19 protein-coding genes, 1 tRNA gene and 1 pseudogene are annotated in these 22,009 nt (G+C 55.5%); 10 read left to right on the top strand and 11 right to left on the bottom strand.

Annotated features, from left to right (window positions below):
* From FJ145_04925 to FJ145_04910, 4 genes are read right to left on the bottom strand one after another with little or no spacing between them, the layout of a single operon-like run.
* Complete coding sequence (locus FJ145_04925) at positions 1–621, bottom strand: pilus assembly protein PilO (GenBank protein ID MBM4260769.1); 621 nt, start codon at positions 619–621, stop codon at positions 1–3.
* 3 nt (positions 622–624) lie between these two features.
* Positions 625–1,203 carry a hypothetical protein gene (locus FJ145_04920; protein ID MBM4260768.1) on the bottom strand — a complete coding sequence of 193 codons (579 nt, stop codon included), beginning with the start codon at positions 1,201–1,203 and terminating at the stop codon, positions 625–627.
* Complete coding sequence (gene pilM, locus FJ145_04915) at positions 1,200–2,294, bottom strand: type IV pilus assembly protein PilM (GenBank protein ID MBM4260767.1); 1,095 nt, start codon at positions 2,292–2,294, stop codon at positions 1,200–1,202. The genes FJ145_04920 and pilM overlap by 4 nt, the downstream gene beginning before the upstream one ends.
* A gap of 8 nt (positions 2,295–2,302) precedes the next feature.
* Entirely contained in the window at positions 2,303–2,503 is a 201-nt protein-coding gene (locus FJ145_04910) for a helix-turn-helix transcriptional regulator (GenBank protein ID MBM4260766.1), read from the bottom strand.
* A 276-nt stretch (positions 2,504–2,779) separates the two neighbouring features.
* On the opposite strand from FJ145_04910, the gene priA reads away from it, so the two are divergent.
* The 6 genes from priA to FJ145_04880 all read left to right on the top strand — a co-directional run bounded on the left by priA (position 2,780) and on the right by FJ145_04880 (position 8,892).
* On the top strand, positions 2,780–5,113 hold the full coding sequence (priA, locus tag FJ145_04905) for a primosomal protein N' (protein MBM4260765.1): 2,334 nt from the start codon (positions 2,780–2,782) through the stop codon (positions 5,111–5,113).
* A 17-nt stretch (positions 5,114–5,130) separates the two neighbouring features.
* On the top strand, positions 5,131–5,673 hold the full coding sequence (gene def, locus FJ145_04900) for a peptide deformylase (protein ID MBM4260764.1): 543 nt from the start codon (positions 5,131–5,133) through the stop codon (positions 5,671–5,673).
* Positions 5,674–5,715: 42 nt separating this feature from the next.
* The gene (locus FJ145_04895) at positions 5,716–6,657 is read left to right on the top strand and encodes a methionyl-tRNA formyltransferase (GenBank protein MBM4260763.1); all 942 of its coding nucleotides are present in this window, start codon (positions 5,716–5,718) and stop codon (positions 6,655–6,657) included.
* Positions 6,551–8,005: a 16S rRNA (cytosine(967)-C(5))-methyltransferase RsmB gene (gene rsmB / locus FJ145_04890; GenBank protein ID MBM4260762.1), complete on the top strand. Its 1,455-nt coding sequence runs from the start codon at positions 6,551–6,553 to the stop codon at positions 8,003–8,005. Before FJ145_04895 ends, rsmB begins: the two co-directional genes overlap by 107 nt.
* Positions 8,006–8,671 (top strand): ribulose-phosphate 3-epimerase, encoded by a 666-nt coding sequence (locus FJ145_04885; protein MBM4260761.1) that lies wholly within the window; start codon positions 8,006–8,008, stop codon positions 8,669–8,671. It abuts the gene before it with no gap.
* A gap of 144 nt (positions 8,672–8,815) precedes the next feature.
* Positions 8,816–8,892, top strand: a tRNA-Pro gene (locus tag FJ145_04880).
* Positions 8,893–8,946: 54 nt separating this feature from the next.
* Here the strand turns inward: FJ145_04880 and FJ145_04875 are convergent.
* Positions 8,947–9,255 (bottom strand): annotated as a pseudogene (locus FJ145_04875) (hypothetical protein).
* 233 nt (positions 9,256–9,488) lie between these two features.
* Here FJ145_04875 and FJ145_04870 point away from each other — a divergent pair.
* From FJ145_04870 to FJ145_04855, 4 genes are all read left to right on the top strand, one after another.
* On the top strand, positions 9,489–10,040 hold the full coding sequence (locus FJ145_04870) for a hypothetical protein (GenBank protein ID MBM4260760.1): 552 nt from the start codon (positions 9,489–9,491) through the stop codon (positions 10,038–10,040).
* Positions 10,041–10,407: 367 nt separating this feature from the next.
* Positions 10,408–11,811 (top strand): metallophosphatase, encoded by a 1,404-nt coding sequence (locus FJ145_04865; GenBank protein ID MBM4260759.1) that lies wholly within the window; start codon positions 10,408–10,410, stop codon positions 11,809–11,811.
* Positions 11,804–13,153 (top strand): TIR domain-containing protein, encoded by a 1,350-nt coding sequence (locus tag FJ145_04860; GenBank protein MBM4260758.1) that lies wholly within the window; start codon positions 11,804–11,806, stop codon positions 13,151–13,153. The genes FJ145_04865 and FJ145_04860 overlap by 8 nt, the downstream gene beginning before the upstream one ends.
* Before the next feature lie 24 nt (positions 13,154–13,177).
* Entirely contained in the window at positions 13,178–14,257 is a 1,080-nt protein-coding gene (locus FJ145_04855) for a hypothetical protein (protein ID MBM4260757.1), read from the top strand.
* 23 nt (positions 14,258–14,280) lie between these two features.
* On the opposite strand, the gene FJ145_04850 is transcribed toward FJ145_04855, so the two are convergent.
* From FJ145_04850 to FJ145_04825, 6 genes are all read right to left on the bottom strand, one after another.
* A complete protein-coding gene (locus FJ145_04850) occupies positions 14,281–17,268 on the bottom strand; it encodes a GAF domain-containing protein (protein ID MBM4260756.1) in 2,988 nt (995 codons plus the stop codon).
* A gap of 292 nt (positions 17,269–17,560) precedes the next feature.
* A complete protein-coding gene (locus FJ145_04845) occupies positions 17,561–18,124 on the bottom strand; it encodes a hypothetical protein (protein MBM4260755.1) in 564 nt (187 codons plus the stop codon).
* Positions 18,125–18,531: 407 nt separating this feature from the next.
* Positions 18,532–19,251, bottom strand: a complete 720-nt coding sequence (locus FJ145_04840) for a hypothetical protein (protein MBM4260754.1) — start codon at positions 19,249–19,251, stop codon at positions 18,532–18,534.
* A gap of 44 nt (positions 19,252–19,295) precedes the next feature.
* On the bottom strand, positions 19,296–19,868 hold the full coding sequence (locus FJ145_04835; protein ID MBM4260753.1) for a hypothetical protein: 573 nt from the start codon (positions 19,866–19,868) through the stop codon (positions 19,296–19,298).
* A 685-nt stretch (positions 19,869–20,553) separates the two neighbouring features.
* Positions 20,554–21,492: a 4-hydroxy-3-methylbut-2-enyl diphosphate reductase gene (gene ispH / locus FJ145_04830; GenBank protein MBM4260752.1), complete on the bottom strand. Its 939-nt coding sequence runs from the start codon at positions 21,490–21,492 to the stop codon at positions 20,554–20,556.
* A gap of 281 nt (positions 21,493–21,773) precedes the next feature.
* Positions 21,774–22,007 carry a hypothetical protein gene (locus FJ145_04825; protein ID MBM4260751.1) on the bottom strand — a complete coding sequence of 78 codons (234 nt, stop codon included), beginning with the start codon at positions 22,005–22,007 and terminating at the stop codon, positions 21,774–21,776.
* Between the last annotated feature and the right edge of the window lie 2 nt (positions 22,008–22,009).

Here is a 22,009-nt window from a genome sequence, read left to right as displayed (position 1 = left end):
CTACTTCTTTGCTGCCGCGGCGGCCTTCGCCTCAGCGACTTGCTTCCGCTCCGCTTCGTCGAGAAATCGATAAGTCGTCGCCAGAGTCGATATTTCCAGGTTCACTTGGTCGCCGGCAACTTTGGGATTCTTGAAGTCGATATTGTCGATGTTGACCAAGCGGTTTAGCTTGCCCACCTCATCGAAAAAGTTCACCGCGCTGTAAAAGCCGCCGCGCACCACGATGTCCACGGGAATCTCAGCGTAAAACTCTTGCATGTTCTCGGCACGGGGCCGGAACAACACGATTTCCAACCCGGCCTCGCGCGCTTTGGTGGAAATGTTGCTCAACAGCTCAGGAATTTCACGGCTGTCAGGCAGCTGCGAGACGGCGGTTTTCAGTTTGATGTCCCACTCGCGCAAGTCTTTCTGGAGCTTCGGCAAGTTGGCAGCAATGGCTTTCTTGCGATCGCGGTCGGCCTGCACTGAGTCGATCTCCTCATGCAGTTTGGTCATTTGCTCGCTGTGCGGCGCATAAATGTAGAGGTAGCCGACCACAAGAAGCAACAGCACGATACCGACGAGGATACCGATTTTTTGCGGCTTCGGTTTATCGAGTACTTTTGCAATCAGGTCGTTCATAAATTAGTTACGCTTTGCTACCGGCACGGTTTGGGCTGGCGGTTGATACAGCAGTCTAGACTTGATCAGAAATCGGCGCGGCGGCAATCCTGCTTGTTCGGTCTGAACGGTTTCGACCAGCTCGGTGTTGCTAAAATTGGCATGGGAAGCGAGGGATTTTAGAAAATCGGCGATGGTCTGGTTGTTCATCGCGACTCCGGTAATAGTCAGATCGCCGCCCGTTTCTCTAAACTGAGTCAGCCAAAGAGCCGTTGGCGTCGATGCTGAAAGATTCTCCATGATGCGCACCGGGCCGGCTTTCTTTTTGTTGATGTCCTCAATGACCTTGTGTTTGCCCTGGAACTCGGCGACCCGCGCCTGTAGCTCAACGACGCTTTTCGCCTTGGCGGCAAGCTGCTGCAGCTCGGCGCGGGCATCCGCTAGTTCTTTTTCCAAAGCAGAAACCTGCATGGCTTGATATCCATAAAGCGCCCCCAGGGCCACTAACACGGTCACCAGGCAAGATACACCCAGCACCGTCTCGCGCCGCCGAGTGACTTCGGCCTTGAGTTCCCTAACCGGAAGTAGGTTGATGCAAATCATTTGTCTCCGGGTCTCCTAATGGCCAGTCCCACACCGACACCGAGCTGCGCTGCGGTTTCGGCGAGGGAATCGCGATCAATGTGTTTTTCCAACTGAAAACCACGCAAGGGATCGGCCAGCTGCACGGGCACGCCGAGTTTTTCTTCCATGGCAGCCGACAGACCGCGCACTCTGGCACTGCCGCCGCTCAAATAAATCGTCCGGATGCCCTCTTCGCTTGCCACGGCGCCGTACAGGCTCAGGTTTCGCCGAATGTCTTCGGCGAGCGTCTCCGCCGTCGGCCTAAGTAGTTCATCCAACTCGGGGTAGGGCTTGCCTTCGAGCGAGCCGGTTACCTTCAAGGTTTCCGCTGCTTCACTGGAGATTTGCAGCGAGCGCCGTAGAGTTTCGGTAAACTCTTCGCCGCCCACCGGTAAATCACCGGTGAACGTCGAGATACCGTTGCTCAGAACATTGATACTGGTGTAGCGCGAGCCGATATGGATCAGGCCGATGACTTCGCCGGCGCTTTGTGGCTCGTAGTTGGTTTCGTACATGCTCTCCATGGCGAAATAGTCGACGTCCAAGACGGCCGGTGTGAGTCCGGCTTCTTCGATGACATCGGTGTAGCTATTGACGATCTCTTTGCGCACCGCGACTAGTAGGACTTCGACCTTGCTGCCCCCTTCAAGAGAGTTGAGAATCTGGTAGTCGAGGTTGACGTTTTCGAGGTTCTCGGGAATCACTTTGTTGGCTTCGAACTCGATGTTGGCTTCCAGCTCTTCTTCTTTTTGCGCCGGCAGCTCGAATTTTTTCATGATCACCGAGCGCCCCGGCACGGCTGAGATGACCTTGGTCGCTTTTACACCGTGGTCGCTCACCAATTTTTTCATGGCTTCGGCCACCAGCTTGGTTTCGACAATCATGTTGTTTTGCACTGCGCCCGCGGGTATCCCCAAGACACCGAAATTGAGCAGGCGCCAGCTGTTGCGGTCGAGCGCCGCTTCGACCATCTTGACCGAGCTCGAGCCGATATCGAACGCAACGTAGCTTTCCTTGCGGCCTGGAAAACCCAGGGAGCTAAGACTTAGGTTTTTGAATAGTGCCGGCATAGTTTTTCTTATTGGCTAAAGACTTTGCTTTTCTGCGATACTTTGAGCCCCAAGGCGAGGAGTATCCGGCGTTGGGTTGCGACGCGGCAAGGTTTGCCTTGCTCGATACGGTCCAAGGTGAGCGGCGAGATCCCTGCTAAGCGCGCCAACTCGGACCTGCTCAGCATTCTAGCTTCGCGAAGCTTTTTCACGTTATTCGCAAACTGCATTGTACGGGAAGAACGGTGCGGGAACCGGATGGACAGAGGGTGTCAACCCTACCCGATAGGGTGACTACTGTCAAATTTTAGTTGTATATAATTATGCATAATTGTGTTCCTCTCTTACGGACAGCCTGCGCTTACGCAAGAAGGCGGCCACGATCGTCAGCAGAATTTTTGCTTCATAAAAGCCATCGGCAGTCCCTGAGCATCTCTTAGCCGCTGTTCTTATCCGTTGATTTCAAGCCTTGACCATGGCGATCGTCAACAAAATTGCAGTAAGCGATGGAATCCCGACTGGTTGCTTTTCCTGGCCTCAGCCTTAATAGTTCATGGATGAACGAAACAGCGGCGAATTTTGCGCGCGTGGTTGTGCCTTCGCCGCTTCTGCAAGCGTTGACCTATGCCGTTCCTCAGGCGCTGCGGGATTCCATCGCCGTCGGGTCACGCGTGTTGATTCCGCTGGGCAAGCGCAAGCTTAGCGGTGTGGTGATCGAGCTCTTGCCGGACCCGCCGCTGCTCCAAACAAAAGATATTCTCGCGGTCTTGGACGACCGTCCCGTGTTGGACGATGGGCTGATTCGACTGCTGCACTGGATCAGCCATTACTATTTGGCTTCGGTAGGCGAGGTGTTAACGGCGATTCTGCCGCCCAGCTTGCGTTTAGAAACCGAGCAGTGGCTGCGGCTCAAGGTGGAAGAATTTGCCGTTGCCGATCCTGTCGAGGAGCAAATAATTCACTTGCTGCGTCAAAGAAACGGCAGGGCTACTGTCAAGTTTCTCGCGCGCCAGGTAGAAAAAACGAGTATCCTGCCGGCCGTTGCGCGCCTTGAAGCGGCCGGCGTAGTGTCCCGTCGCGAGCGCGTGCCAGGGTTGCGTCGCCGCAAGGTCCATAGCAAGGAAGACCTGAGCGGCGGGCAGGCGAGCCAGCCTTTTGACCTGAGTGATGAGCAGGAGAACGCCTACCGTGCCATCGCCACGCGCATCGAGCAGGGCGGCTTCGCAACGTTTTTGCTGCATGGGGTCACCGGCAGCGGCAAAACCGAAGTCTATTTGCGGGCCATGGAGAATTGTCGCAACCTGGGCCGCCGTAGTCTGATCTTGATTCCAGAAATATCTTTGACTCCCCAGCTAATCGACCGCGTCACGGCGCGTTTTCCCGGACGGGTCGGGGTTCTCCACAGCGCGCTCACCGGCGCCCAACGCTGGGCCCATTGGTGGAGTATTCTGCGCGGCGAAGTAGACGTTGTCGTTGGCGCGCGCTCGGCGGTTTTTGCGCCGCTCCCGGATTTAGGGCTCATCATTGTCGACGAAGAACACGACCCATCCTACAAACAGGAGGAGGGACTGCGCTACAACGGACGCGACCTCGCGGTGGTGCGCGGCAAGCTTGTCGGCTGCCCGGTGCTTCTCGGCTCGGCCACGCCGGCAATCGAAAGCTACGAAAACTGCCGGCAAGGCCGTTATCGTCTCTTGGAAATATCCAGGCGCGTCAACGAGCGCCCGCTGCCGAAGATTGAAATTGTCGATCTGCGTGAGCAGCCGCTGCGGGCAAAGGACCAAGCCAGCGCGCCCTCCGAAGGAGGCGCCGCCAGTGAGCCCGCCGCAGCGCTGGCGTTAATTTCGCCGCCGCTTGCCGAGGCGCTCGTCGAGAATTTCAACAACCGGCGGCAGAGTCTGATTTTCATGAACCGGCGCGGCTTTTCCAACTTTCTACAGTGTCGGCTGTGCGGCCATGTGCTGCGTTGCTCCTATTGCAGTGTCACGCTGACGCTCCATCTGAAACAGCGCAGCGTGCGTTGCCACCATTGCGATTTCCGCAAGCCCGTCACCCAACTCTGTCCGGGTTGCGGCAACGAAAGTCTCACTGGCATTGGCGCCGGCACCGAGCAGATCGAGCAGGCGCTCAAGCACCTGCTGCCACTGGCGCGGGTGGCTCGCATGGATCGCGATACGACCAGCAAACGCGGTTCCCAAGAGGCGCTGATTCGCAGTTGGGAAAAGGGCGAGCTCGATGTTCTAGTCGGCACCCAGATGATTACCAAAGGGCATGACGTCATGGGCGTCACGCTCGTGGGCGCTCTGCTCGCCGATCTATCGCTAAACTTGCCTGACTTTCGCGCGGCCGAACGAACCTTTCAGCTCTTGAGCCAGGTCGCCGGCCGGTCGGGGCGCGGCAACGATCCCGGTCGAGTCATTGTGCAAACCTATGCGCCAGACCACTACGCCATGCAGGATCTGCTCAATCATGACTACAAGGGTTTTTTTGCGGCTGAAGTAGAGTTTCGCCGGGCGCTCAGCTACCCGCCGTTTAGCCGCCTCGTGCAACTTCGTCTCGATGGGCCGAGGGCCGAAGAAGTTGAAGGAGAGATTAAAAAACTCGCCACTGCGCTGCGCCGGCGTCTATCGACCCAAGAGAAATTCTCCAGCCAACTGGAGCTCCTCGGGCCCGCGCCCGCACCCATCGAAAAGCTGCGCAATCGTTATCGCTGGCAGCTCCTGATCAAAGGCAAACAGATCGGGCCGCTTTTAGAGTTCGCTCAGTTAGCGCGCGAAGGGGTGCGACGAGGGCGCGCTGTGCGCCTCCACATTGATGTCGATCCCTACAGCATGTTATGAATTTGTTTCAGTAGCTTATGGCAATCTTGGAAATACACAAATATCCAGATCCGGTCTTGACCAGGGTAGCGCAGCCGGTGAAAAACGTTACGGCGGCCACCCAACAACTGGTGCAAGACATGCTCGACACCATGTATGCGGCGCCGGGTATCGGCTTAGCGGCACCGCAGGTGGGGGTTTCGCAGCGCATCGTAGTCCTCGACATCGATCACGAAAACCCCCATAAACAGGTCTACAAGCTTATCAATCCGGTCGTGGCGCGCGCCGAAGGCGAAGTGGTCTGGGAAGAGGGCTGCCTGAGCGTGGTCGATTACACCGCCGAGGTGCGCCGCGCCGCGCAGGTGGAAATCACCGCCATCGATGAAAACGAAAACCCGGTGAAGATCGAAGCCGACGGGCTTCTCGCTGTAGCACTCCAACACGAGCTCGATCACCTTGACGGCAAACTCTTTATCGATCGCATCAGTCGCCTGAAGCGAGATCTCTACACACGCAAGCGCAAAAAAATGTTGCGTGACGGCGTCGAACCGAAATCGGAAAGTCCGCGGGCGATGATTTGACGCCCAGGTTTCATCTGCTCTGAACTTGCAATTCTACTTCTTATGCCTGCTGCCTGGCGTATTGTTTTCATGGGCACGCCGCCGATTGCAGCGGCGACCTTAGAAGAGCTGCTCAAAAGTGAAGATTCGGTCGTCGGTGTGGTCACCCAACCGGACCGACCCTCAGGCCGCGGCCAACAAACCCAACCCTCACCGGTGCGCAAGTTGGCAGAAGCGCACAATATCCCAGTGATCGCCCCGGAAAAAATCCGCACGCCGGAATTTATCGAGACGCTCAAGAGTTGGCAGCCGGAGATAATAGTCGTGGTCGCCTATGGCAGAATCTTGCCCAAGGCTGTCCTGGAGCTGGCGCCGCAGGGCTGTCTGAACATTCACTACTCGCTGTTGCCGAAGTATCGCGGCGCCGCACCGGCGGCCTGGACCATTATTAACGGTGAGACCGAGGGCGGTGTATCGACCATGCGGCTGGTCGAAAAAATGGACGCGGGAGCGATTTTTCTCCAGCACGCCGTGGCGCTGGCGGCCGACGAAACCACCGGCTCCCTCCAGGCAAAGCTGAGGCCCATCGGCGCCAACTTACTGCGCGAAACCTTGCGTCGACTTAAAGAAGGGTCGCTGCAAGCGCAAGAGCAAGATGAATCATTGGCCAGTGTCGCGCCAATCTTGAAAAAAGAAGACGGCCAGATCGATTGGTCTCAGTCAGCCAGTGCCATCGAACGCCGGGTGCGCGGGCTCGACCCGTGGCCCGGCGCTTTTACACATATCGCCGGAAAACTTTTGAAAGTGCACCGGGCGCAACTGGTAAACGACCAGGCCGAAAGAGCTCCAGGCGAAGTTCTGCGCGCCGACAGCGGCGGATTCTGGGTCGGCGCCGGCAGTGGAGTACTCTCACTCACTGAAGTTCAGCTGGAGAACAAAAAACGGCTCCCGGGAACCGAGTTTGTCAAAGGAGCAAGGATCAAAACCGGTGACCGCCTCGGATGAGAAGACCAACGTTCGCCAGCTTGCCGCCGAAATCCTAAGCAAAGTCGATACGCGCAAAGCCTACGCTGACATTCTCCTCGATAGCAGCATGAGATCGCAGCCCTTCGACGAGCGCGATCGCGGGCTCTTGACCGAGGTCGTGCACGGCACCCTGCGTTGGCGCGGCAAAATCGATGGGCGCCTGCAGCCCCATCTACGCCGGCCTTTGTCGGAAGCCGATCCGCTCATCAGAAACCTTCTGCGGCTGACTCTGTATCAGTTGTTGTTTCTCGACAAAGTGCCTGACTATGCCGCCGTCAATGAAGCGGTCGAGATTGCAAAAAAGTTGCAGGGCAGTAGGGCTGGAGGATTCGTCAACGGCGTGTTGAGAAACGTTCTGCGCCAACGCGACGACAGAGCGCAACCGCGGTTGTCAAATTCATCGGTGGCTACACTGGCTCAAGAGTATTCCCATCCGCAATGGTTGGTCGAGAAATGGCGCGATTATTTTGGCAGCGACGAAGCAATCGCTCTGATGAGTGCCAGCAACGATCAAGCACCGCTCGTCGTTCGCGTCAACGTTAGAAAGATCTCCCGAGACGTTTTGCTTACCCAGCTCGCCGAGAACGGTATCGAGGCGTTGCCGACGCGAAATTCTCCCGTAGGCATTTGGCTTAAGTCCGCACCTGCCATCGATCGTATTCCGGGATTCGCTGAGGGATACTTTCAAGTGCAAGGCGAAGCCTCGCAACTTGTATCGTATCTGCTCGATCCGCAGCCCAACGAGCGGATTCTCGACGCCTGCGCCGCGCCCGGCGGCAAGGCAACTCACGTGGCCGAGTTGATGGATGACCGTGGCTCGGTCATCGCCGTTGATAGGTCGCCTAGCGGCATCGCCAAGATCAACGACAACAGGTCGCGGCTGGGGCTGCGTTCGATAGAAGCGTTGTGCCACGACATGGGTGAAACATTACCAGCCGCATTATCTACCAACTACGACCGCATTTTAGTCGACGCGCCCTGCAGCGGCTTCGGCACGCTGCGCTCCCATCCGGAAATCAAATGGCAGCGCGATCAAAGCGACGTCAAGAGGCTAAGCGCTCTGCAACGCAAGATATTGAACAACGCAAGCGGATATCTTAAACCTGGCGGCGTTCTAGTTTATTCTACTTGTACGCTGATGGCCGAAGAAAATGACGAAGTGGTTCGACGATTTTTATCTGAACACGATGGATTCGAGTTGGAAGCCGCCGCAAACTATCTTCCTGAGCCAGCAAAATCGCTGGTGCAGGGAAAATATTTTTTAGCGCTGCCGCACCGCGACAACAGCGACGGCTTCTTTGCGGCGCGCATGAGAAAGGTCAACTAAATGTCTTCGATCAAGATTGCTCCGTCGATTCTTTCTGCCGATTTCAGCCGGCTCAAGGACGAGATCCAGGCGGTTGAAGCAGCCGGCGCCGATTGGCTCCACGTCGACGTCATGGACGGTCACTTCGTACCCAACATAACCATCGGTCCGGTGGTCGTCGAATGGGTGCGAAAAGTGACCACGATTCCGGTCGACGTGCATCTAATGATCACCGACCCGGGCAAGTATGCGCCGGAGTTCATCAAAGCCGGCGCCGATTGGGTTTCGATTCATCCCGACACTTGCGCCAATCCCAACGCCACCCTTAGAAAAATTCGTGAGCTCGGCGCCAAAGCGTCCATCGCGGTCAATCCCGATGTGCCGCTGAGCAAAGTCGCCGCCTGTTTTCCGGATATCGACATGATCTTGATGATGACCGTCTTCCCCGGCTTCGGCGGCCAGGCGTTTATTCCCGATGTGTTGCCGAAGATTGTCGAGGTAAGAAGAATGATTGACCAGGCGCAGCAGTCGATCCTGATCGAAGTCGACGGCGGCGTCAAATCCGACAACATCGCCCGCGTGGTTGAAGCCGGCAGCGAAGTGATCGTGTCAGGCTCGGGAATTTTTAAAACGTCCAACTACGCGGAAACGATTCGGCAAATGCGACAGGCCGTCAGCGCCGCGTAACGGCGCTGAGGGAGATTCCAGATGCCAAATTACAGATTCCAAATTTGGTACTGAGTCGCGGTGATCTGGAATATGGAATTTGTAATCTGGAGCGGCGCGCCTGCGCTTGTTTTCTACCTTCGGTGTTGTTAGTTTGTCCCGAGTCGGGGCGTGGCTCAGCTTGGTAGAGCGCACGGTTCGGGACCGTGAAGTCGGTGGTTCAAATCCACTCGCCCCGACCATTTTTCTTTCATCAAATCCTCTTTCTTGTTCATTGCGTAGAATTTTCTTGGCCGGATGTCGCAAGCACGCAGTGCGCGGTACCAATATTTGTTGCGCCACTTGTCTTGTTTGATGGGTTGCCCTTCGCGGTTCTTGAAAACAAAATCGGTTTCTTCGACGTGAAGCGGCTTCATCGCCTTCAGCAATTCCATGATCGATTTCTCGATCTCGCGTTCGCTGGCGACGGTTTTGGTTGGACTGGCGGTTTCTCGGTAGCGCGACTTGGTGATAGAAATGACGCCTATGCTGAAATCGACATCTCCCCAACGCAGCGCAATGATTTCGCTGTGTCTCGCGCCGCAACGTCGGTCTGGCTTCCAGATTTATAACAAGTTTACCCATTTATACTTAATTCCGCGTATAAATATGTATAAATGGATAGACAGACTGGCTGATGCAGGGGACAAGGTAAAACGAGGGCTAGCCGTACTCCGCAATTTTATTGGAGGCCTCAACAAATACCCCAAATCCAGATCTAACATAGCAATTGACAATCGTCGGAACCGGCGCTAAAGCTCGCCTGAAAAAACTGCTGGATTATTTCGGAGGATATGGCATGGCTTACACGCTTAAAGAATTTGCCGCCGACTGCGGTGATATCCTCAAGACCGACTCCGGCCCAATGGGACGGGATGCGGTGCGGAAAAAGCTGCAGGACTTGCTGATGAACGACGATTTCGTCGCTGCCACATGCGGCCCGAATGCCAGCGGCGGCGCCAATCTATTGTATGAAGATTCGGAACTCGGCTTCCAGATCCTCGCGCATATCATGGACCGAGATTATGTCGGCGGCCCCCATGATCATGGCGACTCGTGGGCGATTTATGGGCAGGCGGTCAAGCATACTGAGATGACCGAATGGAAGCGCACCGACGACGGCTCGGTTGCCGGCAAGGCGACGATAGAAAGGGCGAAGACCTACCGCATGGAGCGCGGCCAGGCCGGTATATTTCAGGACCGCGCCATCCATTCGATTGCTTACCCCGCCGGCGCGCGCTTCATCCGCGTCACCGGCGTTAATCTGGAGAACATCGCGCGCGGCCGCTACAACCACGAGGCCGGCACGATGGTGATAGAGAAGCGTCCCAACTTCCGCGGAGTCGCCTGACGGCCAGATTCGCGGCACACAAAGACTGGCAGCGAGCGACGCATCTAAGATGCGTCACACAGCGCGTGACCAATTAGAGTTCACGACGGGCTTTGTCCCCTCGACCACTTTCAATCCTAACAACGTCTTCATTGCTGCCACTGAAGTCCGGCTTGACAGCTCAAGCCCGGTCGCGATATTCCAAGCGCGTCGTCGTGCTAGGGGATTAGGAACTGCTACGCCAGCGAGGGCGCGCACCACCGGCCAGGGCATCGTCTCAACCACCCAGCAATCCCATCTCGTTCAAAGTACGCGGCGAACGAACGCGCTGTGGTCGAATTCGCATCTGAGTCGCGGGTAAGCATCGCGGTATGCAACAAAGACTACCATGCACACTTCCATCTACGTCATTTCAGATCTGCACTTGGGCGGTTCCCCTGGTGAAAACGGACGGCCCGGGTTTCAAATCTGTCCGCCGCGTACTCATGTTCTTCTAAAGCAATTCATCGATCGGCTTCCGGGCCGCACGCCAAGCAGCGATACCCGGCTAGTGATCGCCGGGGACATCGTTGATTTTCTCGCTGAAGAACCATTTCTCGCCTTCACCCCCGACCCCGAAACGGCGCGCAAAAAACTCGCGCGCATTCTCGATGACACTGCCCAAGTGTGGGAAGCGCTGCAACGCTTTGCCAAACGCGACGGCGCGCTGACGCTGATGCTCGGCAATCACGATATCGAGCTGGCGCTGCCAGGAGTGCGGCAACTTTTTCTCGACCGCATGGGTCCTGGGCGCATCGACTTCATCTACGACAACGAAGCCTTTACCTGCGGGCCGGTTTTGATCGAACACGGCAATCGCTTCGATGAATGGAACGCAGTGCCCCATGGCGCTCTGCGCCGGGTGCGCTCACAGCTGTCGCGCGCGCTGCCGGTTAAGCCCGAATTTCCAGTTTTGCCGGGGAGCCGCTTGGTGATCGACGTGATGAACCCTTTGAAACGACAATACGCCTTTATCGATCTACTAAAGCCTGAGGACGCAGGCGCGCTGCCGATCGTTGCGGCGCTGGGGGCTGCCGGATTTCGCGATGTCTGGCAATTCTTTCAACGGTTCCGGCAGACCTGGGCAGTCGATTTCGACGAGAACCGAGAACCCCAGGACCAAGAATTCATTGGCGCAGGCGACCAAAGCGACCAACAGCTGTTTGATCTCGCCCAAGATATCGCCAGTGGCGGCGACGCCGCCCAGGTGGGCGCGGTCAGCGATTTTCTCGGCCAAGTGGCAGAGGCGGTGAGCGACAAAGTGCGTGCCGCGCGCCGCAGCGCGTTGTTCAAAGCTATCCGCAGCACCGTCAACAAACACCGCGACGCCTTCGCGGTAGACAAGGAATTGGATACCTATCTCACCCCTGCACGTGCTGCGGCCGCGGCTGGTTTTAAGGTCGTCGTCTATGGCCACACCCACCTCGCCAAGCATGTGCGGCTCGGCGCGAACAGCGACGCGATGCCGGTCTATTTGAACAGCGGGACTTGGGCCGACCTGATGCGCATGCCCGATGCCATCTGGCAGGCCGACGCGGATCGTGCAGCTAGTGCATTGACGGCGTTTGTCGCCGAGCTGGAGAGTAATGCGCTCGATAACTGGCGCCGCGGCGTGCCGACTTACGTGAAGATCGATCTCGATGACAACATCGTGTGCGCCGCAGACGTCTACTTCGCTGACAGCGACGCCCAAGAACGCGTGACGACCGGTGCTTTGATGCAGAAGTTATCCGGAGGAAGTTCCCATGGCTGAGGTAGCAGCCGATCTGCTCACGCGTTTGAAACAAACCTGCGTGTTCATATCCGGTCCTGACGGCACCGGCACGGGGTATCTGATCGCGCCGCAGCGCATCGCCACCGCGTTGCATGTGGTCAAGTCGTGGCAGCCCGGACAACGATACCCGGTGATCGTCGGCGTCGGCGGTCCCACCTGCCGCGCAACGTTGCTCAAGTCGGATCTCGCCAGCGACAGCGCGGTGCTGGGCTTTGACGAATCGCTCGCGGTCGCGCCGCTGCCGATCGCGCATGGGCTTAAACGCCGAGTCGTCTGGGAGTGTTACGGTTTTCCGGCCTTGACCAGCAAAACCGATCGACCGACGGGTCTGCCTATCGATGGGCAAATTCAAGACCCGCAAACCAGAAACGATATTGGTCAGCCCGCTATTCTATTGTATTCCGACCAGATCGCCACCGGCAACGCCTCGCCATTGCACGGTTTTTCCGGAAGCCCGGTGGTGGTTGACGGCGCCTTAGTGGGACATCTGACCAAACATATCGGCGATGCCGACGATAAGCGGCGCGCCGCTTATGGCTATGTTTATGCCTGCCCGATTGGCGAAGTCGTCAAGCTGTTGGATATCGCGCCCGAGAGCGTGGCGATTGCACCGACGGTTTTGGCAACCCGCACCGAGTTGGTACCAGCGATTGATGACACCGCCTATCATGTGTTTGTCAGCTATCGATCCACCGACCGACCCTGGGCGTTAAGCTTGGTGGCCCGCTTGGAAGGGGCAGGGCTGAGGGTGTTCATCGACCAGCGTGAATTGGTTCCGGGCGGTGACCTGGCCGCACAACTAGAGTCGGCGCTGCAACGCAGTCGAGCCGCCGTCGTCTTGGTCAGCAAAGGTTGGTTGGAGTCGCCCTGGTGCCAGCAGGAAGCCAGCGTGCTAAAAAAACGCGCCATCGAAGACGAGGAATTTTGTCTGGTGCCCTTGCGCTTGGATGACTCGCCAATGCCGCCGTTTCTAGACACGCGCGTGTGGCTGGACTTCAATGGCAAAAGCCAAGCTGAAGGGGCGAACCTTGACCGTTTGTTGAACGTTTTGGTTGGCCGTTTTACCGATAGTGATAATACTCCGACGGCTCGCGCCAACGCGGCGGAGACCCGTGTGATCGACCGGTTTGTCGCGGAAATTCAGTCGGCGGCAAAGGGCGATGGTAAGCAGATATTTGATATTCTTTCGGAGTGGCGCAAGACGACGGCGACCGATCTGGCACCGCTCATTGCGGCAGCAGAAGCGTTCAACGGCAAAGGCCTATTTGAGTCGACCCTCCAGATATTAGAAAACGCTCCGGCGACCCTGCGCGTGCGCTAGCTGCGCGCGCTGGCGACACGAAAAATGGGGCAGATCGATGCCGCCATTGCGCAACTAGAAGAGTTGTCGCGCGAGGGTCAACTCGATCAAGAAACCGGTGGATTGCTCGCGGGGAGCTACAAGGCACGCTGGGTCATGGCAAAAAACACCGCGTTTCGCCAACTCGCGTTCGATTGTTATCGCGTCACCTACGAGCGCACCGGCGATCCGTTCAACGGCGTTAATACCGCCTCCATGGCCTTGCACTGCGGTGATCACGCGAAAATGTATGAGATCGCAACCCAGGTGCGTGACCTCATGCTGAAGCGTGATCACGCGAAGTTCGATCATTGGGATTGCGCGACCCTAGGTGAGGCCTACCTTTTACTCAAGCGTCTGCATGACGCAAAAGATTGGTATGCCAAGGCGGCCGGCAAAGCCGCTGGTTTGCATGAAAACATCGCGGTGATGCGCCGTCAGGCCCGACTAAACCTCGAAGCCCTAGGCCTGCCGCGCGATGTGCTTGACGCGGTCCTGCCGGTGCCGCGCGTGTTGGTCTATTTCGGCCACATGGTCGACGCCGACAACCGACCGGTGCCCCGCTTCCCCAAGGAAAAAATCGGCGCCTTGCGTCGAGCGATTCGCCAGCGACTCGACCAATACGGGGCGCTGCACGGCTTCGGTCAGGCATCGCGTGGAACTGACATGATTGTCCTCGAAGAACTAGTCCGGCGCGATTTGACCGCAACGGTGGTCTTGCCGATTCCCCGCGAGGATTTTTTAGCCCTCTCGGCGGGTGGCAACTGGAACGAGCACTTCGCCCAACTTCAGAAAAACCGGCGCATCGAGTTTCTGCCGCCATTGACATCGCCCTGCCCGCCGGCAGCTGAGCTTACCGATGCGCTGATTGCAGCGAACCGCGAAGTGCAGCGGCTGGCGATGGAGTTCTCGCGGCGTCTCGATGAAGAGCCGGTGATCTTGGCGGTGTGGGATGGCAAAAAGGGCGATGGCCCAGGCGGCACCGCCGATGCCATCACGCTTTGGCGCGATGAGGGCTACGAAAAATACCTAGACATTATCGACATCGCCAAGCTTGGAGCTGCGGCCGCGGCCCCAGGCCCTTGATCGGCGCGGCAATGAAAAACATTTCACAGCGCGAGATCGTTAGGCAAGCTTATTGCGCTGTCTTCCGTCCGGCTAGCGCCGGCGACGTGGGCGGGGATGGTGACGGTGAATGTTGTTCCGTGGCCGACTTTGCTCTCGACCTCGATGGTGCCCTTGAGCAGCTCGACGAACCGTTTGACGATGAACAGTCCGACTCCAGCACCCCCGTAGGAGCGGGTTTTGGAGCTGTCGACCTGGCGGAACATTTCGAAAATCAGCGGCAACTTCTCTTCGCTGATTCCCACTCCAGTGTCTTGCACTTTGAATTGCACGCCCGTGGCCGTGCACGATGCGGAAACCGTCACGCTGCCATCCTCAGTGAATTTGAGCGCGTTGTGAACCAGGTTCTGCAAGATATGCTTCAGCTTATCGCCATCGCTTCGGATAACTGGCAAGTGCGGCGGGACATTCCAATTGAGCGCAATGCTTTTCTTCGAGAGCACGCCACACGCCGCGGCAAGCTCCTTGAACAATCGATTGAGATCGGTGTCTTCGAAGTCGACCCGCACCTTGCCGGCTTGCAAGCTGCCAACCTGCAAAATCTCGTTGATCATGCGCAGCAGCTCTTTCGACTGGAAAATAATCGTTTGCACCGCATGACGCTGCTCATCGCTGATGTCGCCGAGCACTCCTTCGTCGAGGACTTGGGCATAGCCACTAACCACGTTGAGCGGCGTGCGCAGCTCGTGCGACATGACGTTGAGAAACTCGTCTTTCGCCTTGTTGGCTTCCTCCAGGTCTGCGGCTTGTTGGCGCGTGCGCTCGTAGAGCTCGGAGTTGTACAACGCAATCGCCACCTGGCCGGCCAGGGTAGAGAGAAATTCGATTTCCTCCTTGGGAAACGCATGTCTTTGGCGCAAGTAAAAGGCCAATACTCCAAGCAGCTGGTTTTCGGCGATCAGCGGGATACCGACGTAACTGACTAGTCCATGGGCGCGCCAATAGTCGGGGCACGACACCCGAGGGTCGGTTTGCAAATCTTCCACAACCAGGATCTGTTTCTGGTCCACAACAAGTTGACTCAAGCCGGTGCTAGGAATAGACCCGTTTGTCTCGCTGTCGAGCCAGCCCGCGGTAACGGACTCGAGCCTTCCAGTAGTCTTGTTGAAGAGCCGCAGCAACGTCACCGAATAGGGCGACAGGTTCTCTAACCGAGTTGACAGAGTGTTTAACAGGATCCCCCGGTCGAGTGTTCTGCTGATGGACGACGTGATGTCGTGCAACAATTCGATGCGCTGACGTTGACGTGAAACTTCCTGCTGAGCGCGTTCACGCTCGGTGATCTCAGTGCGCAGATCGTTATTCGCGCTTTGCAATTGCTCGCTACGTTTGATGGTTTCTTCGAACAGACGAGACTTCTCGTGCCCGATGGCGATCTGTTCGCACACCGCGTTGAGCAGTTTCATGGCCTCATCGCTAAGCCGCTGCACCGCGGTGCTGCTGAACACCACAACGCCGAAAGTCTGTTCTTTGGTTTTGATTGGTAAAGCAGCGAGAAAACGGAACCCCTGTGCGCGTCCGGCGCCGCTGTGGCTCAAGCTCTGATAGGACTCGCTTATTTGTATGTCTTCAAAAACCGCCGCTGTACCGCACTCTGCGACTTTGCCCACCACGCCCTCACCTCGGCGAAACCGGCGCGGCGCCACGTCCAGAGATTGTGAGTCGCGGTCAGGGCTGGCCAAAACCAGTGACTCGAAGCTGTCATCAAACAGGAAGAACTCGATGGAGTCGAAATGGAAATGGGCACGGATCTGTTCGATCGCGTAGCTCAGGACCTTCGACAGGTCTAAGGACTGGTTTAACTGCGTCGTTACGCCATATAGGAGCGAAAGTTCTTGGGTGCGGTTTTGCACTCTGGCTTCCAATTCATCGCGGTTAGATTTGATGACATCCGCCATTTCGTTGAACGTGGTTGCCAATTCGCCGATTTCGTCTTTGCTCTTGATATCGACGCGGTGATCAAGATTGCCCGCGCCAAAGGTGAGGGCTCCTTCACGGAGAGCGAGTATCGGACCGGTGACGCGCTTGCTCAGTAAGACGATCAGGACAAAACCCAGGAGCAGTCCAGCTGCCAAAAGCACGCGGGTAAACTTCTCCAAAGCTTTAATATCTTCTAAAGCAAACTCGACCGGCTCTTCGACCACCACCCCCCAATTCAAACCTGGCACAACGGCATAGCTGCTAAGCACGTCCGCACCGCTCAAACCTCGCCCTCGGATGGCAGCACCTTGGGGTTTGTTGCGCGCTTTGACGAATGCGGCCACTGCCGGCATGGCTTTAAGCTCAGGACTTTGAAGCACCCGGAGCGGATCTTTAGACGCGATCAGCCGGCCATTTTCATTGACAATGTAGATAACCCCGGCGCGTCCGAAGCTTTCCTTTTGCACTAGCTCGGACAAAAACCGCATGCTGGTCTTAGCCAGCGCAACTTCAACGCTGCTTTTCGTCGGATTGGTAATTGGCACCGCTAGAAATAGATAGGGCTCACCCTTATCAGAGGTGGACACCGCACTAACATAGTCCTTACCCTTAGCCGCCGATTCAAAAGCAGCGTTCTTGCTTAGGTCCCGCAAGTCGGCGTCGAAATAGACTTTCAGGTCGGAAACCCGCAAATGTTCCCGGCCCTGGTCATCGAGCACCGAAATCTCTTCGAAGGACTCGTCATTCTTGACGAGGAGACTGATCGTGATGCGCTGCTCCTGGCTACCGAGCGTATGCAGGCTCAGATTCGTCGCGGCGTCACGCAAGCGCAGCGTTTTTTGCGCGATATAAGCTTCCACGTGGCGAGCTGTGAGGCTCGCCACTTCCTTCTGCATAGCTGCCGTTGAATGCTGAATCTGCCGGCGGGTGTAGATTTCGCCCAGGAAGGTGTTGACCCCAAGAGCGATGCCAAAAAGGGCGAGCCCCCAGAGCACCAGCGACCGGCGAATCCCGCGTCGGAAAATTGTCGGTCTTGTTGAGCTGGGATTCATCGACTCAATGGGTTCGTTTGCCGCTGGTTTACCGTTAGATAGATTCGAATTGTAAGCCCCATTACAAAAATAGCAAAAGTTTTCTCAAAACGGCTTCTAACTGAGCCCGTTAAAAGAATAAATCGGCACTTTGCGACAAAAATTACACCGAGCAAACGGGAAAACTTCGACACACTTAACAAAAAAGGGAGTCTCGACGCAAAGTCGGCGCCAGGAGGAACTTGTGGTTAGCTCCCCGAACAATCTGGGTCCCTACTGGGCCGAGGGGTTTAAACGGACAATAAAGAGCGAATCATTTGATGACTTTATCCGCCTGAACAAGAACGTGCTGTGGAATCGTAACGCCGATTTGCTTGGCGGTTTTGAGATTCGCGATAATCTCGAATTTTGTTGCCAACTTAACGGGCAGGTCGGCCGGCTTGTGCCCCTTTAGGATGTCCACAACGTATTCGGCAGCACGCTTATAAAGCTCAGCCAAATTGGCTCCGTACGAAATCAAGCCGCCGGCTTCTACGTATCGCGCTTCCTCTGTCATTGTCGGAACTCGGCTTTTTGTAGCAATCTCAAAAATCTGCTTGATGTGTTGACTCATCAGAGGATTTGCGACAACAATCACGACCTCCGCGCGACCCGTTTTAGCGCTCTGAAACGTTTTGGGAAAATCGGCATTAGGACCCCGAACTGCCAGAGACTGGATTTCTGTCTTAAACGACTGAGCGGCAGCTAGGTATTCCTTAAACGCAACCTTCGCCGTACCGAAGATCGAGTTGGATATTCTTGCCTTCGGTGTAGCCGAGATCACGCAGTCCCGCACGAAAGGCTTCCAAATGTGGCCATGGATCCGAGCGACCACCAGAAGATGAAATTATCCCTACCCGTGGCAGTCCAGCTTTAACTGACTGTTGAGCGTCTGCTGCCCCCACGATTGAAAGGACCAGAATGGTTATAACGAAGACGGCGGCAACAATCATCCTAAACTTCTCCTTGCCGTCGAGAGCAGATGTCAGTAGATGCGAGAATCGCGGCTCTATTATCTTTTGATCAGCACTATAACACACACATTGAGGATAGTAGAAGTGACATCTTCGGATTATGAGCGTTGACAAGTGTACAAATGCACGCAGAATGAAACACAGATGTGTTCAATGCACATTCGTTGAGGTGCTTCTTGGAGCCGTGCAGAACTTTTGGGAACAAATTGAGCGCGGATCGAAAATCGCTACAGCTCACGTGCTCAATCGGAATTTTTCTGGACCCGCCCCCCTATGCATCATCTACCGCCCGCCGCCTCTCAAATTTGTACCGGAATCGTTCGATCAAAGCGCGTTCACGGAGCGAAACCAATTCTGCAAGCTCCGGAGAATAATATGCCGAGTAGTGATCGTGATCAGAAACATTCTTCTTTTCGACATTGAGTACCGCATCCCGCAGCGGGTTGTTCAAGACACGGACTCTCTCGAAGAACGTTAGCAGATCCGTACGGAGAGACTCTACTCTACAGAAAAAAACATCCTCCGAGGGCTCGAACATCAGATTGAACCGGAAGGAATAGAGACCCAGTCCGCTACCTTGGATTCGCCGCATGATATTCTTGGTCACGTTGGGCACATGTTTCTTTTGGTAGTCAAAGTCATCAGGTAAATTCTGGATCAGACAATCGAGCGATCCCTCGCTTAGACACAGATCTAAAGCATTTCGAGTTGTCTCAACAAAATCGAGCTTGCGATTATCACTCACACCGCAAAACAGTGGCGAATTTCCAGCTTGGGAGATTTGATGCTTATACCAGGAAATGTAGAAATCCCACGGATTACGCACACCGCCAAGCACCGGAAGATGAGCGTATTCTTTGGGAAGCATCATGCGTGGAAGATGATAGCCGACTTCCCGGACTGACGGGAAAAATCTTTTGATAAGATCAGCTATGAAAGTGCCGCCAGTTCTAGGAAGATGTGTGAAAACAAAATGCTCTGTAACTAACATAACCTTTCACCCTCGGGTTCACTGTCAACCCAATTGCCGTTTGCTTAAAAGGATCCTTCAACCTCAGCAGGCACTCGGCGCGTTTTCTTAGTAGTCAGTGATCGAGTTTCTGCATTTTGCTTCAGCGCCGATGAATCTACGCTCATGTCGGCGATCAGACTCCTCTCGGCTTGCGATGTGGGCGTTAGCTTTAGCAACGAGTAGGGGATTTTTTGACTCTTGACCGCTCTTAAAATCTGTTCTTGTTGCCAGATATGGCGATTTAGCGTGTTTCGAAAACCTTCTTTGTTAATGATTTGTGCTTGGTGGTCTCTCCAGGCAGCGGAACGCTCTGGGTGTATGCTTCTTTGCGCGATTTCCGATTCCTCCAAGAGCAAAACGATCACGTGAATGGGCAGTTTGCGCAAGAGCTGAATCATAGAGTTGTATTCCCTTTCAAACCGCGGATCTTGTGCAACGGCGTAGACGTAGGTTGAGAGATGAAATCGGTTTAGCAAAAAGACGACGTTGTTTTGCTTTCGGACAACCTCCGCCATATATTTCGCAAAGAGTTTCATAAACCTTAGTCGCAAACGGAGCACGCCTTCGATGTGCAACTGCTTCCAAGATTGCAGCAACTCACCCTCCGCATAGTCATAGACATCAAAGTCGCTTAGACTTTCTTTGACGTATTCCTGAAATGTATCTTTACCAGATCCGGAAATTCCCTCGACTATGAAGACACGCTTTTCCGCTCCGATCCGAAAGCGTTCAAAAAAAATTGTTGGCTCGGGAACGCTGAGGAGTCCCCCGCCGAGACATAATGTTCTTCAAGGTTGCTATGCGGGGTTGTCCTTGCTCGTTACCACTCTGATCCTGTCGAACCCTGCTCCATCCATGGAACGTTGCCATTTTTTTTTCTTCCTCCCCCATACTTTTCGGTAGAAACTGCTATGTGGAAAGGTGCGTCACTCAGCACTAGAAAAAACAGATCCGCCAAACTGTTGTAAGTTCGTGTTTAAACTACCGTTCAATTGGGGGAATTATTTCAGGCGCTGGTAGTTCGATGTGCCGTCAGGAAAATAATTCACTCCTGGTAGCTTCTGTCCTTTTACTTACCATCGAATCCATTCAGAGGAGCAAATCGGTGGGAGACCTTCTATCGAAACACTGGATATCTCGTCAAGGTGTTTTTCTGTGGAAAACAGATTTTTACGCAGGTATACGTAAGGAACAAAAGGCGGCGAAGTCCCAAATGCACAACATATGGGGCTTGAGATAAATTCTGGGGCTTTCTATTGGGGTTAGCGAGAACAAAGCGGGCTAAGGGGTTACACGTACCTCATCGGGTAATGCGAAGTGAATGTTTTCTTCGATCAGGCCATTTTGCTGCACGTTGGCACCCTGTTGGGCGAAATGATTCACCGCTTCTTGAACGAGAGCATCCGGCACCGACGCGCCGGACGTGATGCCGACGCTGACAACACCTTCAACCCACGCGCTGTCGATGCCGCGAGTGTCGTCAATAAGATAGGCTGGTTTACCGAGAGCGCGCGCGACTTTCACAAGCTGATTGGAATTTTCGCTGTTCTTCGACCCGATCACCAAGACCAGATCGACCTTGCTCGCGAGCTGCTTCACCGCGTCTTGGCGGTTTTGCGTGGCGTAGCAGATGTCTTCCTTTGCTGGTGTGACCAGCTTCGGAAAGCGCCGTTTCAACACATCGAGAATCTCGCGCGTGTCGTCGACGCTCAAAGTCGTTTGGGTCAAGACGGTCACTTTGTTTGGGTCGGGAACAGCTATGTTTCTTGCTTCTTCGACCGTGCCGACGATGAGTGTCCGCTCCGGTGCTTCGCCGCTGGTGCCGACGATCTCGTCATGATTTTTGTGGCCGACGAGAATAATCCAATAGCCCTGCGCGACGAACTTGCGCACTTCGCGGTGGACTTTTTCGACGAGTGGGCAGGTGGCGTCGATGAGCCATTTCAATTGCTTTTCCTTCGCCTGTTGCCAGATCGCCGGCGAGACGCCGTGGGCGCTAAAAATGACGTTGGCGCCGGCAGGAATTTCGTCGATGGAGTTGACGAACGTCACGCCGCGCTCGGAGAAATCTTTAACGACGTGCTGGTTGTGGACGATCTCGTGAAACACATAGAGCGGTGCGCCATGCTTTTGCAGCGCTCGCTCAACAGTCTCGATCGCCATCTCCACGCCAGCGCAAAAGCCGCGCGGCTTGGCGAGGATTACTTGCTGGATTGCCATGCGAAAACTCCGAAAGCCTCAAAGAGCGTCAACTTGGAGACGCCCAGGTCCACGCTCGTATCGAAAGAATTGTTCCGGTAGCTGAATCCGCATTCCGTAAAACGTTCCGCCAAGCAAACTGGCGAAATCTCTCTGATCTAAAGTAAGCAATACGTCAGCGGTCGCCAAAGCGGTGAACAAGATCGGCCGGTCTTTGCTCGCGGGAAATATAACCAATCGATCAAGAGCCCCGTTCGACGAACCGGATGCGGATAACAGCACGCTTGTGTCGAGGAACAGTCTCACTGCCCCGCTCGCAAACGGCGCATGCCCTCCTCATCTTTCGCAATCCATTCTTCAATTTGCTTTAGACTAAAATCGCGGGGCGGAGGTAACTGCCCAGCGGCGCGCAACCGTGCGGCCAAGAAGAGGAATAGCTCCTGCTTTTGCTCGGGCGAAAGAGCGTCAGCAGCGGCCTCGATTTCGGTGAGTGTCGTCATGGAGAAAGAATACCATGTTCTCAGGAGTTGCTTCAAAT

The organism is Deltaproteobacteria bacterium (assembly GCA_016874755.1).
In the GTDB taxonomy this organism is placed as follows: domain Bacteria; phylum Desulfobacterota; class Binatia; order UBA9968; family UBA9968; genus DP-20.
Note: the sequence above shows the minus strand (reverse complement) of the source record. Positions and strands in the feature narration are given on the sequence as shown.